Genomic DNA, 14,384 nt, shown 5'->3' on the forward strand with positions numbered 1-14,384 from the left:
ACCCATCCTTTTCGGCAACGGCGTTATTTCGCCGCAGCCTTAGGCAGCTCGATCTTGCGGTACTTCTCTTCGGTCGCTTGCTTATAAAGAACAATCGTTTTTCCGATGACCTGTACCAGCTCGGCACCGGCAGCTTCCGCCACTTCCGCGCCGATCTCTCTAGGATCGTCCAAACAGTTGTTCAGTACCGAAATTTTGATCAGTTCCCGTACTTCGATCGCTTCTTCAATGTGACGGACAAGCTGATCGTTGGTGCCGCCTTTGCCTACCTGAAAGATCGGCTGAAGATGATGGGCCAGCGATCTGAGGTGACGTTTTTGTTTGCCTGTTAACATGGTAGTTCCTTCTTTCATCTCTATAGGTTGTCGTTATGGTTGCATAAAGCTAGACAAGGGATTGCAATACCGTCTCGCGCATCGCTGCTGCCGGAGCCGGCTGCCCTGTCCAATATTCGAAGGCGTATGCCCCCTGATAAATAAACATGCCAAGTCCGCCATGCACGCGGCAGCCATGCTGCTCTGCGTCCAGCAGGAACTTCGTGCGCAGCGGATTATAGATCAGATCGCTTGCAACGGCGCCTGGCTTCAGCCATGATGCGTCTATCGGGGCTGCATCGGTATGAGGATGCATGCCAACCGAGGTTGTGTTAATGACGATATCCGCTTCCCCGCAGGCAGCCTGCAATCCATCGTTAGCAATGGCCCGGATATCCGCCAATGACCGGAACGATTGGGCAAGCTCCTCGGCCCGCTCCACCGAACGGTTGGCGATCGTAATGCCCGAGGGCTGTTCCCCGGCGAGCGCGTACACGATTCCGCGCGATGCGCCGCCTGCGCCAATGACAAGAATCCGCTTGCCCGCAAGCTCCGGCTCCGCTTCTTCCTTCAAGGACCGGACATAACCGATTCCGTCCGTATTATAACCGGTCAACCGGCCGTTATCGTTCACAATCGTATTGACTGCTCCGATCGCCTGCGCGCCCGCGTCAATCTCATCCATATACTTCATAATATCCAGCTTGTGGGGAATCGTCACGTTGACTCCCCGAATGCCCATCGCCCGAATGCCCGCAACAAATTGTCCAAGCTTGCCCGGCGTAATATGAAAAGCCATATAGGCTCCGTTGATTCCCGTCTCGCGGAAAGCGCGATTCATCATAATCGGTGATTTCGAATGGCGAACCGGATCTCCGATTACGCCATACAACACCGTCTGGCTGTCAATCCGGTTTCCCGTAATCCCATTGTCAAGCGCGGATACCGTCAATGTTCCCGTTCCCCTCTCTTCTATACAAGCGAATCCCGAAGCAGGACCTTTATGCCCTTAGGCGCATATACGTCCACGATCGCGCCGGAAGTGCCATTCGCCTGAATCCAGCCCATGCCGGATACGAAAATATCCTTCTTCGCCCCCCGCGGAATGCGAATCGAATGGCGGGTCCAATCCGGCATTTCATCCAATTCTTCGCGCGACGGACCGCCAAGCAGCTCTCCGCGGTGGTCAGCGTACAGCTGTTCGGCCCGCTCCAGCTTCGTGCGGTGTACGCTAAGCGCATTGGAGATATAGAACGTAAACGATTGACGCTCGCCCTCTACGAAGTCGAACCGGACCAAGCTGTTGATAAACAACGACTGCTGGTCGTTTAACTGGTAGACCAGCGGCTTAATCGGCTTATCCGGCAGCAAAGCCTGCAGGAAGCCGCGCGGAACGATTTCCGTCATCCGGGTAGGATACACGATCCCCGGCGTATCGATAATCGACTTGCCGTCATCCAGTGGAATGTGGACCGCGTCCAGCGTAGTTCCCGGATAACGGGAAGTCGTCAATTCACGTTCCATATCGCTGTAGTCATGGATAAGGCGGTTAATCAATGTCGATTTGCCGACATTGGTTGCGCCAACGACATAGACATCGCGGTCCTTCCGGTGACGCTCGATCGCTTCAATAACATGCTCAAAGCCGATATTCCGTTTGGCGCTGCAGAGCACGATATCTACCGTGCGGAGTCCTTCCGCCTTCGCCTGTTTCTGAACCCAGTTCCGTAGACGGTTCAGATTAACCGAACGAGGCAGCAGATCAACCTTGTTGACCACCAGGACAACCGGATTATTGCCTACAAAACGCTGCAGGCCGGAAATCAGACTGCCCTCAAAATCAAATAAGTCGACAATATGGACAACCAGGCTGTCCGTCGACCCGATGCTGCCGAGCAGGCGCAAGAAATCATCCTGATCAACCGTTATCGATGAAGCTTCATTATAATTACGAATACGGAAGCATCTTTGGCAAATAACCGGCTCCCGGTTTAACGCCGCTTCGGGCAAGTAGCCCGACTCTTCCGGATGCTCCGTCTGGAGCTTAACTCCGCAGCCTGCGCATGCATGCGACTGACTATGCTGCTCTTCTCTCACTTGGTCTCCCCCTCATACCATGTCCCTTTTTTACGCAAACGGGAAAGAACAAACCGTTCGATTCTCCTGTTCACACGGGTCATTATTCCTTCGTCAGCAGGAGCAATCGGCGTGACCAGAATCGTATACAAGCCCATACGTTTCCCGCCGAGTACATCCGTAAGCATCTGGTCGCCGAGCACAACGGTCTGCTCCACGGGCAGCCCCAGCACGCTCAATGCTTTATGGAACGCTTTATTCGCCGGCTTGCGCGCGGCATGAATAAACGGAATGCCCAGCGGATCGGCGAATTTGGACACTCTCGTCCTGTTATTATTCGACACAATGACAACTTTAAAGCCATAATCCCGAACTTGTTCCAGCCATGTCGTGAGCTGTGGCGTTGCAAGCGGCTCATGCGCTCCAACGAGCGTATTATCAAGATCGGTGATAATTCCGCGGACACCTTTTTTGTATAACTCGTCCAGCTGAATATCATACACCGAATTTACTCGTAAATGCGGCAATAATCTTTCGAACATGCTGCCTTGCCCCCTCGAACTTTCGCTCATCTCCTGCTATCTTACGAAACTATACCATATATTCGGATTTTGTTGCAAAAGAAATACCGCCCGCGCAATGCGAGCGGCAAATTTTCCTTCTATATAATATACGCAAATTTCTACAATTCCTCTTTAATGGCTTTGATCTTCAAAATAAACCGGTCGGTCTCCGAACTTGTCGCCTGGACGGAGCTGTATTTCGCGCGTTCGAACTCATCGAGTACCTCGCGGAACAGATTATTCAGCCGCTTGTGGCTTGGCGACCATCTTTGAATCGCTTCGCGCAGCGTCTCATGCTCCTCGCGTTCGTAACCTTTGCGCCGGCAGAGACGCAGCAGCTTCTCCGTCTCCCATACAATCCGGTCATTGCCGGAATAAGCCCGGTATCTGGAACGGATCCATGGCGTACGCAGCAGGACAAGTACAAGCATAAGCACAACAAGGACTGCAGCCGATATGGTACCCCAGATGATAGCGGAATGGCTGCTTCCCGTGCTGTCGGTTACTTCCTCCTGTACCGGATCGGTATCAACCGCTGCGGTAGGCGTTGGCAATGCTTCCTGCTGCGCTTCCGTCACCGAGTATGGGAAGGTAAAGCCTGACGTAGGCTCGAACGGAATCCACCCGTAGCCGTCGAAGTAAATCTCTACCCAGGAATGCGCATCCGAGTTGCGTACGGTATACGTGCCTGCTCCGTCCGGATTTAATTCCGCTTCGCTTGGGATACCTCCGGCGGACGGCACATATTCCGAAACAGGGAGCACGCCTGGGGCAAAGCCTTTTACCCACCGGGTAGGCAATCCGATAGAACGGGACATAACCGCCATAGCCGTCGAGAAATAATCGCAATAGCCTTCCTTCAGTTCGAAGAGGAACTGGTCGACGAAATCCTTGCTGTCTCCGGTCAGCCTTGATTTATCCGGTTCATTCGTATACATAAAGTTCTGGCGGAGATAAGTCTCTATCAGCTTCGCCTTATCGTAATCATTCACTGCCGAAGCCGTTAGCGATACGGCGAGTGACCTTACGCGGCCCGGCAAGGAAGACGGCAGCTGCAAATATTGCTTCGTCTCGGCCGGATCGGGCAATTCCGCTTCCGTCTTGCGAAGTCCTTCTTCATCTAATACGGTGACTTCGGAGGTAACCGCATAGCTTTGCGGGTATCTTCTCAGCGGCTTGTCAGACCAGATCAGCTCCTGCTCGTTAACCGCCCACTTTAAGCTTTTCGGCAATACGGATGCATCCGGATCATCCACCCAATGAACAGCAGTAATGGGAGAAGCGCCGAACAAGACCGGATAAATATTATTATTGGACATTCGGACCTGCTGGTCCACCTTCATCGTCTCCGCCTTCTCGCGTCCTTCGATCAGCGGAAGCTCCCAGTCTTTCCCTACCGAGGCCAACCGGCTCCGCTCCGTCTCGTCGTTCACCGTCCAGCCGGCCCCGGTGTACTCCGTTTTCGTCTCGCCTCGCCAGTAGCTCCGATGGTTGGTTGTAATCGTCATAACCGGCGAATAGTCAAAATCGAATCCGCCTCCTAGCTCCGAATCATCGCGTCCATAGCCGGACTTGGTATTGCTGCTGCTCACGTCAACGGGAGCCGCGATTCCTTTGTCTCCGAGGAATACGTTAACCGTCTCGCCCTTGGATTCCTTCCACATCGTATAAGGATCTTGAATAATCGGCGATACGGTCGGCATCAGAATACCGGCTGTCATCAGCACGGACAAAACGATGACGATTGGCATCAGCAGCTGCAGCGGATATTCCGTTAGCTCTTTCCAGCTGTTCGGATGATGGCTTGCCAGCTTATGAAGATGATTGGCTACCAGCCAGAGCAGACCCAAAAAGACAATCCAGGCGACCTCATCCCATAACCAAATCGGAGTAAAAGAATCCGCAATGGTCAGAACGAGAATATTGACGCTGATAAATCCGAATAACCGCAGCCTGGTTGTAATCCATGTATCGAACAGGATATACAAAACAAGCAGAGCACCGCTGATCCATATGAAGGGATGCAGCTGCTCGGCATAACTCCACAACGTGCGGAACAAATCGCCAAGCCGGTTCTCTTGATCCGGAACGGTCGTCAAAACGACTTTTTTCGGATCGGCAAAATAAGCCGTCGCGCCTACCGCAAGCAACAATTGAGCAGCAATTCGCAGCACACGCATGCTTCGCGGCAGCAGCCAATCAACAACTACGGCGAAGAGCAGCGTGAAGCTGACCGCGTAGAAGGTCTCGCTCCACCAGAAGCCCTCAAAGATCCGGATCGTATGAATGAGCATAAGAGCAATAAATAATTGCGAGAGCTTCGTATACCAGTTCGGCGTAACCTTGAACATCACCGTACGGCAGAAAGTAAACAAACGCGGCAAGAGGCTCATGCCCGGCCTCCTTCCAGCACGGCAGGAAGCTCCTGCAGCTGCTTCAATTCGAATAATGCCCAGCCCTTGCCGCGAATCATCAGGCGCCATTGTTCCTCCAGCCGCCGTTCACCGCCGATATGCATCAGGCATGGCGTAAGTCCTTTGCGGGACAGCCATTCCATCGAACGGACAGCTTCCCTGCCGGATGTTCCGCTGATAACGATTGCAAAGGAGCCTGGCTCAAGCCGAGAATCGGCTGCCACCAGAGACTTGTACAGTCCTTGCTCGGCATCGGCGTCCACAAAGGTCAAATGCTTCATTAACGCATTGCGCTGTTCTACACCGGACTTGGGCGGGAGAATCGTCAGCTTATTGCCTGCAGACATTAGACCGATTGCCGTATCGCCCTTCAAACCGCTGTCTATAAGCGAAGCTGCCGTAGACACCGCCAGCTCGAACCGTTCCGCGCCCGGAACGGGGTAATCGGCTGCATATCGGTCAAGAATAATAAGCGTACGCGGCAATGATTCTCTTTCGAACGCCTTCGACTTCCAGTCGCCGGTCTTCGCCGTCGCGTTCCAGTGAATCCGCGACAGACGGTCGCCGTACAAATATTCCCGCACGCCGTTGATTTGCGTGGTTTCTTTTGCAGCCCGCGGGGCCGCGGCATGGGAGAAGGGGCCACGGAAGCCGCTCTGAATGCTATGCCATTGGCGCAGCGGAACAATCTGCGGCAATACGCTGAATGCCGACTCCGAGCCGAATCGGCCGGAATGCTCAAACAGGCCGAATATGTCATGGGAAATACATTCGGTCGTGATGAAGCGGTACTCTCCCCGCTGAAGCGGCGGCGTCTGGTACAGCACATCGCCGGAACGCTTGAAGCTTGGGACGAAAGAGGCTTCGAACTGCAGCTGCTGGCCGTTATGGCGCTGCAGTCTGTCTCTGACCAATACATAAGGGATCGGATAAACGCCAGGAACCTTTACCGATAACTGAACATCCAGCGTGCTGCCTGCCGTGAGCGAATGGTCGCTGCCCGCGGTTGCCCCTGTCAATCTGTAGCTTCGGATGCCGGACACGCGGCTGATCCCGCTCCAGCGGCCTAAAGCCAAATAAATCAGCAGCACGTTCAAAATCATAAACAGCATCAATGCCGTTTTGCCGCCCTGGAACAATAAATAAAGCAATGCGGCGCCATAAATGATTGCGATAAGCCTCCAGCGTTTACGGGTCTTCGTCTCTTTAACCGCATTCATGGGATCAACGCTCCAGTCTTACGGGAACCTTTGTCTTCTCCAGAACCTCGGCGATAATATCTTCGCTTCGCAGACCGTTCATCCTTGCGTCCGTGTGAAGCAGCAGACGGTGGGAAAGAACATACGGCGCCAATTGCTTGATATCGTCCGGAGTGACAAACGTACGCTGGGCAAGGAACGCGCTGGCTTTCGCCGCGCGCGATAACGCTATGGCTGCACGCGGGCTTGCGCCAAGCAGGACATGCGAATGCGATCGCGTAGCGCGTACAAGCTGGATCAAATAATTGCCGACCGCATCATCGATATGAACGGCTTGTACCTGCTCTTGGATTCGGTCGATATCTTCTATGGAAGTAATCTGCTCCATGCGGTCCGAAGGATGGCCGGACTCTCTTGCCAGAATCATCCGCTGCTCATCCGCTTCGTTCGGATAGCCTAACGTCAGCTTCATCATAAAGCGGTCAAGCTGGGCCTCCGGCAGGGAATACGTGCCTTCGAAATCGATGGGGTTTTGCGTAGCGAGCAGGATAAAAGGCGCGGGGAGCATATACGTATCGCCGTCAACGGTGACATGCCCCTCTTCCATGGCTTCCAGAAGAGCGGATTGCGTTTTTGTTGTCGCCCGGTTGATCTCGTCGGCGAGCAGGACATTGGTCATGACCGGACCAGGACGGAATATAAATTGCTCCTGCTTCGGATGATAAATCGACACGCCCGTAATATCGGTCGGGAGAAGGTCGGGATTGCACTGAATACGGCGGAATTGACCGCCGATTGTTCTCGCCAGCGCTTTCACCAGCTGGGTTTTGCCCGTGCCTGGAACATCCTCAAGCAATACGTGGCCGCCTGCGAGGACGGCTATCATTAAACGTTCTATTTCACTTTGTTTTCCGAGAATGCATTCATTCAAGCTATTTAGGATTAAGGAACATAATTGCATATCGGCAAGGCGTGTTTCCATGTACATACCTCCTGCAGAATATTGGATGCAAAAAATAAGGGGATTTAGTACCATTTTACAGCAGTACCTTCGCGTAGCACAAATGAACGAACTGCCGAAAAAAATTGGAGGATTCCACATAGCCCGACACCAGGGTCGCCCTTCTGCAAGCAAAAAGTGGGAATCGGTAATCTCATATGATATATTGGCAATATCTTCACTTTTAGACGAACGAAAGAACGAAAAGGTTCTGTTCGCCGTAAAACATTCCTTTAAGAAGGTGCCATCGTTTGCTGACTCATCTATCCCACTTTACTAACCGGTTCAAAAACGTATTCAAACTGCTGTTCCCCGTCGCCATTCTTCTCTTTCTGTATACGCAAACCAGCGGTTTCATCAAAGAGATCAAGCCGGCGGCGGCGCTCCGTCTGCTAAAGCATCTGCACTGGAGCGACCATATCCAGCTTGCCACCGTCTGTTTCCTGGCTGTAGCGGTCATGTCGGCGTATGACTTTATATTAGTCAGATGGAACCAGGCGCGAATGCCCTGGACTGCGGTGTTCAGAATAAGCTGGATCGCCAATTCCTTCAATAATGCCATGGGCTTCGCCGGTTTAACGGGAGCGGGACTGCGCATCACGCTGTACCGCAAATGGGGCATTCAAGGCCCGGCATGGCTGCGGTCGCTGGTCTACCAGTCCTTATCCGCCCTTACCGGATTGTCCATCCTCTCCATCTTGCTGCTTGTTGGCGTATGGAATGACCGAAGCCTTCTCGCGCATCATCTCTGGCTGTACCTGGCTATCATTCTGATCGCCGTGTATGTGGTGCCATTCGTTTTGCTCGGCAGACTACCCAAGCTCCGCAACCTGCTTGGGCTGACGGACAAGGTACAGGAAGATGAGGTTTCCTTGCGGAAACCGCCGGCCTTCCGCATGATATTGGCATCTTTAGCGGAATGGCTGCTAGCCGGCTTCTGTTTCTGGCTGATCGTTCACTTGATGCATCTGCCAGTCGGATTCCGGGAAGCGATGAGCATCTATGTCGTGGCCGCCGTCGCCGGCGTTGCAAGCTTTGTACCGAGCGGTCTCGGGTCCTTTGACGCCATCGTTCTGCTGGCTTTCCAGCAACTTGGTTTATCGCCCGACCAAGGGCTCGCCGTGCTTGTGCTCTACCGGATCTTTTATTGCTTCCTTCCATGGGCGATCGGGCTTGCGCTTGCGACAACGGAATGGATTCCGAACAAGGAAAAATGGACTCAAACGCAGGAACAGGTTCTGAAGCCCGCAATCAAACGCTGGCACTCGGTCTGGAATTGGCCCAGCCAAACGGCCGTCCTTAGTGATATCAGCACTTGGGCGCTCGCAGCGCTTGTCTTTATAAGCGGCATCCTGCTTCTGGTCTCTTCCGCTACTCCAGGCAGCTGGCACCGGATGCACCTGCTTGAAGAGTTCGTAACGCCTTTTACGATGAAGGGCTCCCACCAGCTGGCCGTTCTCATAGGTCTGCTTATGCTGATGGTCTCCGAGGGCATCCGTTTCCGAGTTAAACGGGCGTACTTCCTGGCGATGATTCTGCTGATCGGCGGTACATTCGCCTTGATTCTGAAGGGCTTTGAAATCGAGGAGGCGATCTTCCTCCTGTTTGTCTGCTTGCTCTTATGGCTGTCCAAAGACAGGTTCAACCGGGTAGAAGCGATCTTCACCTTGCGCAAAACGATTGCCTGGGCAGGCATCTCGCTTATTGTTGTGCTGCTATACCTGTCTGTCGGAATATCGACCAACGAGCTTCCGCCCGGCGTGCTTCATCATGCCAAATGGCATGCCCGTTACACGCTGAAGAATGAAGAGCTGCTGCGCGAAGGGATCATTGCGCTCGCGGTGAGCTGGATTTTGCTAACGGTCCGCAGAGTATTCGTACCAAGCCTCCCTCCAGCTCCGACACCCGGACCCCAGGACTGGCAGAAGCTGGAGCGGCTGCTTGCCAAGTATCCCGGCAATTTCCTGACCCATCTGCTGTATATGGGAGACAAGAGCTTCATGTGGTCGCAAGACAATCAAGCGGTACTCGCGTATGGCCGCATCGGCAAAACCCTTGTGGCGCTCGGCGATCCGATTGGCGATCCTGCCTCCATCCGAAAGCTCGTGCGTCAATTCCGCGATTACGCGGATCATTACGCGGCGACGGCCGTCTTTTACCAGGTGAAAGCCGAAAACCTGCCACTTTATCATGAATACGGCTACCGGTTCTTCAAGCTCGGAGAGGAAGCGATTGTCCCATTAGACCAATTCCAGCTGTCGGGCCGGCGAAAAGCGGATTTGCGGGCGGCTTGCAACCGGTATGAACGAAACGGCTATACGTTTGATATCGTGAAGCCGCCTTTCAGTACAATGCTGTTATCCGAGCTGAAGGCGGTATCCGATGAATGGCTGGATGACGACAAGGAAAAAGGCTTCTCGCTGGGCACCTTCTCCGAATCTTATCTTGAACTGGCTCCCATTGCCGTTCTGCGGGATAACGAGAATCGCGTTGCTGCATTTGCCAGCATCATGCCGGTGTACGATCGTAACAAATCCGTTTCCATTGACCTGATGCGTCACCGTGACGGTCTCAGCGGCGTAATGGATGTTCTGTTTGTTCATCTGCTGCAATGGGCGAAAGCGGAAGGCTATGAAATCTTTAATCTAGGGATGGCTCCTCTGTCGAGTGTCGGCGAATCGGTCTATTCGTACCGGGGAGAACAGCTGGCAAGATGGGTATTCTTAAAAGGGGGCCACTTCTACGGATTCCAGGGTATTCGGCGCTTCAAGGACAAATTCGACCCGGAGTGGGAACCGCGTTATCTCGCGTTTCCACAGAACAGCCTCTTCCTGAGGCTGATTATTCAAGTAACAAGAATGATCTCCCGCGGCACAGGAAGCGGCAGATAAATATAGTCTTGCAAAGAAAAAGCAGGTTTGCTCCAATGCGGCAAACCTGCTTTTTTACCTTTATCCCTTAGGACGGACAACAAGCGCCGCCAGGAAGGAGAATATAATCGCCGCGGAAATACCGGCGCTTGTGACTTTGAATATTCCGGAGATGACCCCAATCCAGCCGGAATTTTGAAGCTCGGTCAACGCGCCGTGAACAAGCGCATTGCCGAAGCTGGTAATCGGCACGGTTGCGCCCGCGCCGGCAAAACTGACAAGCGGCTCATACCAGCCGAGACCGTCAATGATAGCCCCTGCCACAACAAGCGTAGCCATCGTATGAGCCGGAGTCAGCTTCACGACATCAAACAGCAGCTGGCCAACGACGCATATCGCGCCCCCTACAACAAATGCCCATAGAAATTGCATGCTGCTCTACTCCTTTCCGCCGCTGATCGCAACGGCATGTGCAATGCAAGGAATGCTCTCCCCTTGTTGGAAGGAAAGCGGGGATAACAAGGCGCCTGTCGCAACGACAAGTACGCGTTTCAAGTCTCCCTTGGCGATTTTTTTGAGGATATGGCCATAGGTTACAACGGCCGAGCAGCCGCAGCCGCTTCCTCCCGCCTGCACCTTCTGCTTCTCCACGTCAAAAACCATCAATCCGCAATCTTTGAATGTCGTTTCATCCATCGGAACCCCGTCGCGGACGAGCAGCTCCTTGGCAAGCGGATGACCGACGCTGGCGAGATCTCCCGTTACAATCAGGTCGTAATCCTTGGGCGTGCGGCCCGTATCGTTGAAATGAGCCTGAATCGTATCCACGGCCGCAGGCGCCATAGCCGCTCCCATATTAAACGGATCCTTGACTCCGAGATCGATAACCTTGCCGATCGTCGCATATTCAACAACCGGCCCCTCGCCTGAGGCGGCAACAACAACGGCGCCGGCGCCTGTTACGGTATACTGCGCGGTAGGCGGCTTCTGCGCACCGTATTCCGTCGGATAGCGGAACTGCTTCTCCGCCGTGCAATTATGGCTGCAGGTCCCGGCCAGCACGTATTGCCCGGCACCCGAGTCTACCATTAAGGAAGCTATCGCAAGCGACTCCATTGAGGTCGAACAAGCGCCAAACACGCCCAGATTAGGTACGCCTAGCGTTCTTGCCGCAAAGCTGTTGCTAATAATCTGGTTCATCAGGTCGCCGCCGACATAGAACTGCAGCTGATCCTTGGCGATCTTGGCATTGTTGAGCGCAAATTCCGATGCCTGCTCCAGCAGCAGCCGCTCGGCCTTTTCCCAGCTTTTCTGCTGCATGTCGAGCTCCGGATGCACGAGATCGAAATCCCCAGCCAGCGGTCCGTCCCCTTCGTCGGGACCGACAACGGTAGCCGCCCCGATAATGACCGGGCGGTTCTCAAACTTCCATGTTTGTTTTCCCTGAAGCATCTTAATGAACACCACCCGTTCCAAAGATCAGATGGGCGATGCCGACGAAAAACGCCGCAACGGTACCATACACGATAACGGAGCCGGCCAGCTTGAACATATTTCCTCCTACGCCAAGCACGAGCCCTTCACTGCGATGCTCAAGAGCGGCGGAACACATGGAGTTCGCAAACCCGGTTACCGGTACGGCGGAGCCTGCTCCGGCAAACTGGGCGATTTTGTCATAAACCCCGATGCTCGTCAAAATGACGGAAATGATAATCAGCACGGCAACGGTTGGATTGCTGGCATCCTCGGGCTTCATATGGGCCAGATGGATAAAGAGCTGTTGAATGGCCTGCCCCAGTACACAGATGGCACCGCCTATAATAAACGCACGAATACAATTGCCGAAAATCGAACGCGAAGGCTCGCGAGTCTTCGCAAAGGCTTGATATTCCTTTGGCGACATGGACATTTTGCGGTATTTTCCGCCTCCGGCGCTTTTTACTGCCATAACGTTACACTCCTTTTTATGTACACATGGTAAGTACATTATTTGTCAACGGAAGAAAGGATATGTATCGCAGGATGAAATGCCCCAGCGGCAATAAAAAAACCTCCGCAGCGATTGCGAAGGTCCGTATAGCTAAGTATGTTTTAACCTTTCGGCTTAACGAACAAGGCGGCAATGAAGGAGAAAATAATCGCGGAGGATATGCCGGCACTGGTTACCTTGAAAATGCCCGTAATAATGCCGATCCACCCGGTCTTCTTCATCTCTTCCAGCGCACCGTGAACAAGAGCATTGCCGAAGCTGGTTATCGGAATGGATGCGCCCGCGCCGGCAAATTTGATCAACGGGTCATAGATGCCGACACCGTCTCCGATCGCGCCAAGCACGACAAGCAACGTCATCGTATGGGCAGGCGTCAGCTTAAAGACGTCAAAACAAATTTGGCCCAGAACGCAAATCGCTCCGCCTACCAGAAAAGCCCATAAAAAAATCATAGCTTCCTCACCTCATTCTCAATGGAAACCGCATGCGCGATACACGGAATCGTCTCGCCCTGTTGGAAGGAGATCGGTGATAAAAGCGCCCCCGTCGCAACAACCAGAATGCGGTTCAGCTCCTTCTCGCGCATCCGCCTTAGCAGATGTCCGTAAGTAACGGTCGCCGAACAGCCCGCACCGCTGGCGCCCGCCTGCACCTGCTGGGTCTCATAGTTATACATCATCATGCCGCAGTCCTTATACACGGTCTGATGAATAGGAAAGTTATGTTTTTCGAATAATTCATTGGCAATCGCATAACCAACTTTTGATAAATCTCCCGTTACAATCAGATCATAATAACCCGGTTCAATACGAAAATCACGGAAATGAGCCTGTATCGTATCAACCGCCGCCGGCGCCATGGCCGCCCCCATATTAAACGGATCGCTAATGCCCATATCCACGACGCGTCCCAGCGTAGCCGAGGTCACAAAAGGGCCATCGCCCTGCTGCGTCAAAACGCTGACTCCGGCCCCCGTTACGGAATACTGGGCGGTTGGCGGCTTTTGGGAACCGTATTCCGTCGGATAACGGAACTGCTTCTCTGCAGTAGCGTTATGGCTGCACGCACTCGACATCACATATTGGGCTGAGCGCGAGTTGACCAAATTGGCCGCGATAGCAAGACTTTCCATGGAGGTCGAGCAGGCCCCGAAAACGCCGATATACGGAATTTGCAGCGTTCTTGCTGCAAAGGTGGAGCTGATGATCTGGTTCATCAGGTCGCCGCCCACCAGAAAGTTGATGGACTCCTTCGTTATCTGGGCCTTCTCGATAGCTAGATTGGCCGCTTCCTCCAATAAGGTCCGTTCGGCTTTTTCCCAGCTGTCCTGACCGAGCCGGAGATCTCCGTGGACAATATCAAAATCAAGCCCCAAAGGGCCTTGTCCCTCAAACGGACCTACAATAGCAGCCGTCCCTGCAATAACGGGATGATTCTCAAAGAGCCAGCTTTGATGGCCTTTTAGCATAATTAATGTCCTCCTCCAACGGCATGAGGATTAAAGATCAGATGAACAATGCCTACGACAAAAGCCGCAACGACGCCAAATACGATAACCGGACCGGAAATTTTGAACATTTTCCCGCCTACGCCAAGCACAAGTCCTTCACTTCGGTGCTCGATCGCCGCCGAAGACATCGTATTGGCAAACCCGGTAACCGGAACCGCAGAGCCTGCTCCTGCCCATTGGGCGATTTTATCGTAGACTCCGAGGCTCGTTAGAACAATGGAAAGAATAATCATGACCGCTACAGTCGGATTGCTGGCCTTCTTCTCGTCAAATCCGGCCCAATGAACAAACATCTCCTCGACGCATTGACCGATAATGCAAATCAACCCGCCCACCAGAAAAGCTTTAAGACAGTTAATGAAGATTGGACGTTTGGGCTCATGTTTTTTGGCCAGCTCCTGATATTCCTGCTGTACCGGGGTAAATTTCTTCTTATTGCTGGACATCG

At 53.3% G+C, this 14,384-nt stretch carries 14 protein-coding genes; 1 reads left to right on the forward strand and 13 read right to left on the reverse strand.

The window, feature by feature from the left end:
• Positions 1-23 precede the first annotated feature (23 nt).
• The 7 genes from yhbY to WFJ73_RS09675 all read right to left on the reverse strand — a co-directional run bounded on the left by yhbY (position 24) and on the right by WFJ73_RS09675 (position 7,548).
• Positions 24-335, reverse strand: coding sequence for a ribosome assembly RNA-binding protein YhbY (gene yhbY, locus WFJ73_RS09645; RefSeq protein ID WP_132306655.1), 312 nt, complete (start codon positions 333-335; stop codon positions 24-26).
• Between the two features lie 49 nt (positions 336-384).
• Entirely contained in the window at positions 385-1,266 is an 882-nt protein-coding gene (aroE, locus tag WFJ73_RS09650) for a shikimate dehydrogenase (protein WP_336772813.1), read from the reverse strand.
• A gap of 20 nt (positions 1,267-1,286) precedes the next feature.
• On the reverse strand, positions 1,287-2,411 hold the full coding sequence (gene yqeH / locus WFJ73_RS09655) for a ribosome biogenesis GTPase YqeH (protein WP_336772814.1): 1,125 nt from the start codon (positions 2,409-2,411) through the stop codon (positions 1,287-1,289).
• Positions 2,408-2,932: a YqeG family HAD IIIA-type phosphatase gene (locus WFJ73_RS09660; RefSeq protein ID WP_336772815.1), complete on the reverse strand. Its 525-nt coding sequence runs from the start codon at positions 2,930-2,932 to the stop codon at positions 2,408-2,410. The genes yqeH and WFJ73_RS09660 overlap by 4 nt, the downstream gene beginning before the upstream one ends.
• Positions 2,933-3,072: 140 nt before the next feature.
• Positions 3,073-5,346 (reverse strand): transglutaminase TgpA family protein, encoded by a 2,274-nt coding sequence (locus WFJ73_RS09665; RefSeq protein ID WP_336772816.1) that lies wholly within the window; start codon positions 5,344-5,346, stop codon positions 3,073-3,075.
• On the reverse strand, positions 5,343-6,587 hold the full coding sequence (locus tag WFJ73_RS09670; RefSeq protein WP_336772817.1) for a DUF58 domain-containing protein: 1,245 nt from the start codon (positions 6,585-6,587) through the stop codon (positions 5,343-5,345). Before WFJ73_RS09670 ends, WFJ73_RS09665 begins: the two co-directional genes overlap by 4 nt.
• Positions 6,588-6,591: 4 nt before the next feature.
• A complete protein-coding gene (locus WFJ73_RS09675) occupies positions 6,592-7,548 on the reverse strand; it encodes an AAA family ATPase (RefSeq protein WP_336772818.1) in 957 nt (318 codons plus the stop codon).
• A gap of 269 nt (positions 7,549-7,817) precedes the next feature.
• Here WFJ73_RS09675 and mprF point away from each other — a divergent pair, with 269 nt between their 5' ends.
• The gene (gene mprF / locus WFJ73_RS09680; protein ID WP_336772819.1) at positions 7,818-10,457 is read left to right on the forward strand and encodes a bifunctional lysylphosphatidylglycerol flippase/synthetase MprF; all 2,640 of its coding nucleotides are present in this window, start codon (positions 7,818-7,820) and stop codon (positions 10,455-10,457) included.
• A gap of 60 nt (positions 10,458-10,517) precedes the next feature.
• Here the strand turns inward: mprF and spoVAE (WFJ73_RS09685) are convergent, their stop codons facing one another.
• From spoVAE (WFJ73_RS09685) to spoVAC (WFJ73_RS09710), 6 genes are all read right to left on the reverse strand, one after another.
• The gene (gene spoVAE, locus WFJ73_RS09685) at positions 10,518-10,868 is read right to left on the reverse strand and encodes a stage V sporulation protein AE (RefSeq protein WP_015845598.1); all 351 of its coding nucleotides are present in this window, start codon (positions 10,866-10,868) and stop codon (positions 10,518-10,520) included.
• A 6-nt stretch (positions 10,869-10,874) separates the two neighbouring features.
• Positions 10,875-11,888, reverse strand: coding sequence for a stage V sporulation protein AD (gene spoVAD / locus WFJ73_RS09690; RefSeq protein ID WP_336772820.1), 1,014 nt, complete (start codon positions 11,886-11,888; stop codon positions 10,875-10,877).
• A 1-nt stretch (position 11,889) separates the two neighbouring features.
• Complete coding sequence (gene spoVAC / locus WFJ73_RS09695) at positions 11,890-12,384, reverse strand: stage V sporulation protein AC (RefSeq protein ID WP_336772821.1); 495 nt, start codon at positions 12,382-12,384, stop codon at positions 11,890-11,892.
• 143 nt (positions 12,385-12,527) lie between these two features.
• A complete protein-coding gene (gene spoVAE / locus WFJ73_RS09700; RefSeq protein WP_336772822.1) occupies positions 12,528-12,878 on the reverse strand; it encodes a stage V sporulation protein AE in 351 nt (116 codons plus the stop codon).
• Positions 12,875-13,894: a stage V sporulation protein AD gene (gene spoVAD / locus WFJ73_RS09705; RefSeq protein ID WP_336772823.1), complete on the reverse strand. Its 1,020-nt coding sequence runs from the start codon at positions 13,892-13,894 to the stop codon at positions 12,875-12,877. Before spoVAD (WFJ73_RS09705) ends, spoVAE (WFJ73_RS09700) begins: the two co-directional genes overlap by 4 nt.
• 2 nt (positions 13,895-13,896) lie before the next feature.
• Positions 13,897-14,382, reverse strand: a complete 486-nt coding sequence (spoVAC, locus tag WFJ73_RS09710) for a stage V sporulation protein AC (RefSeq protein ID WP_336772824.1) — start codon at positions 14,380-14,382, stop codon at positions 13,897-13,899.
• Between the last annotated feature and the right edge of the window lie 2 nt (positions 14,383-14,384).

The organism is Paenibacillus sp. MMO-58 (genome assembly GCF_037146255.1).
Taxonomy (GTDB): Bacteria; Bacillota; Bacilli; order Paenibacillales; family Paenibacillaceae; genus Pristimantibacillus.

What these genes read in the sequence shown, in the direction of transcription:
- WFJ73_RS09665 (WP_336772816.1), bottom strand. Translation starts at nt 5,346, where the DNA reads ATGAGCCTCTTGCCGCGTTTGTTTACTTTCTGCCGTACGGTGATGTTC.
- spoVAD (WP_336772820.1), bottom strand. Translation starts at nt 11,888, where the DNA reads ATGCTTCAGGGAAAACAAACATGGAAGTTTGAGAACCGCCCGGTCATT.
- spoVAD (WP_336772823.1), bottom strand. Translation starts at nt 13,894, where the DNA reads ATGCTAAAAGGCCATCAAAGCTGGCTCTTTGAGAATCATCCCGTTATT.
- WFJ73_RS09660 (WP_336772815.1), bottom strand. Translation starts at nt 2,932, where the DNA reads ATGTTCGAAAGATTATTGCCGCATTTACGAGTAAATTCGGTGTATGAT.
- yhbY (WP_132306655.1), bottom strand. Translation starts at nt 335, where the DNA reads ATGTTAACAGGCAAACAAAAACGTCACCTCAGATCGCTGGCCCATCAT.
- WFJ73_RS09670 (WP_336772817.1), bottom strand. Translation starts at nt 6,587, where the DNA reads ATGAATGCGGTTAAAGAGACGAAGACCCGTAAACGCTGGAGGCTTATC.
- spoVAC (WP_336772821.1), bottom strand. Translation starts at nt 12,384, where the DNA reads ATGGCAGTAAAAAGCGCCGGAGGCGGAAAATACCGCAAAATGTCCATG.
- spoVAE (WP_015845598.1), bottom strand. Translation starts at nt 10,868, where the DNA reads ATGCAATTTCTATGGGCATTTGTTGTAGGGGGCGCGATATGCGTCGTT.
- spoVAE (WP_336772822.1), bottom strand. Translation starts at nt 12,878, where the DNA reads ATGATTTTTTTATGGGCTTTTCTGGTAGGCGGAGCGATTTGCGTTCTG.
- spoVAC (WP_336772824.1), bottom strand. Translation starts at nt 14,382, where the DNA reads ATGTCCAGCAATAAGAAGAAATTTACCCCGGTACAGCAGGAATATCAG.
- WFJ73_RS09675 (WP_336772818.1), bottom strand. Translation starts at nt 7,548, where the DNA reads ATGGAAACACGCCTTGCCGATATGCAATTATGTTCCTTAATCCTAAAT.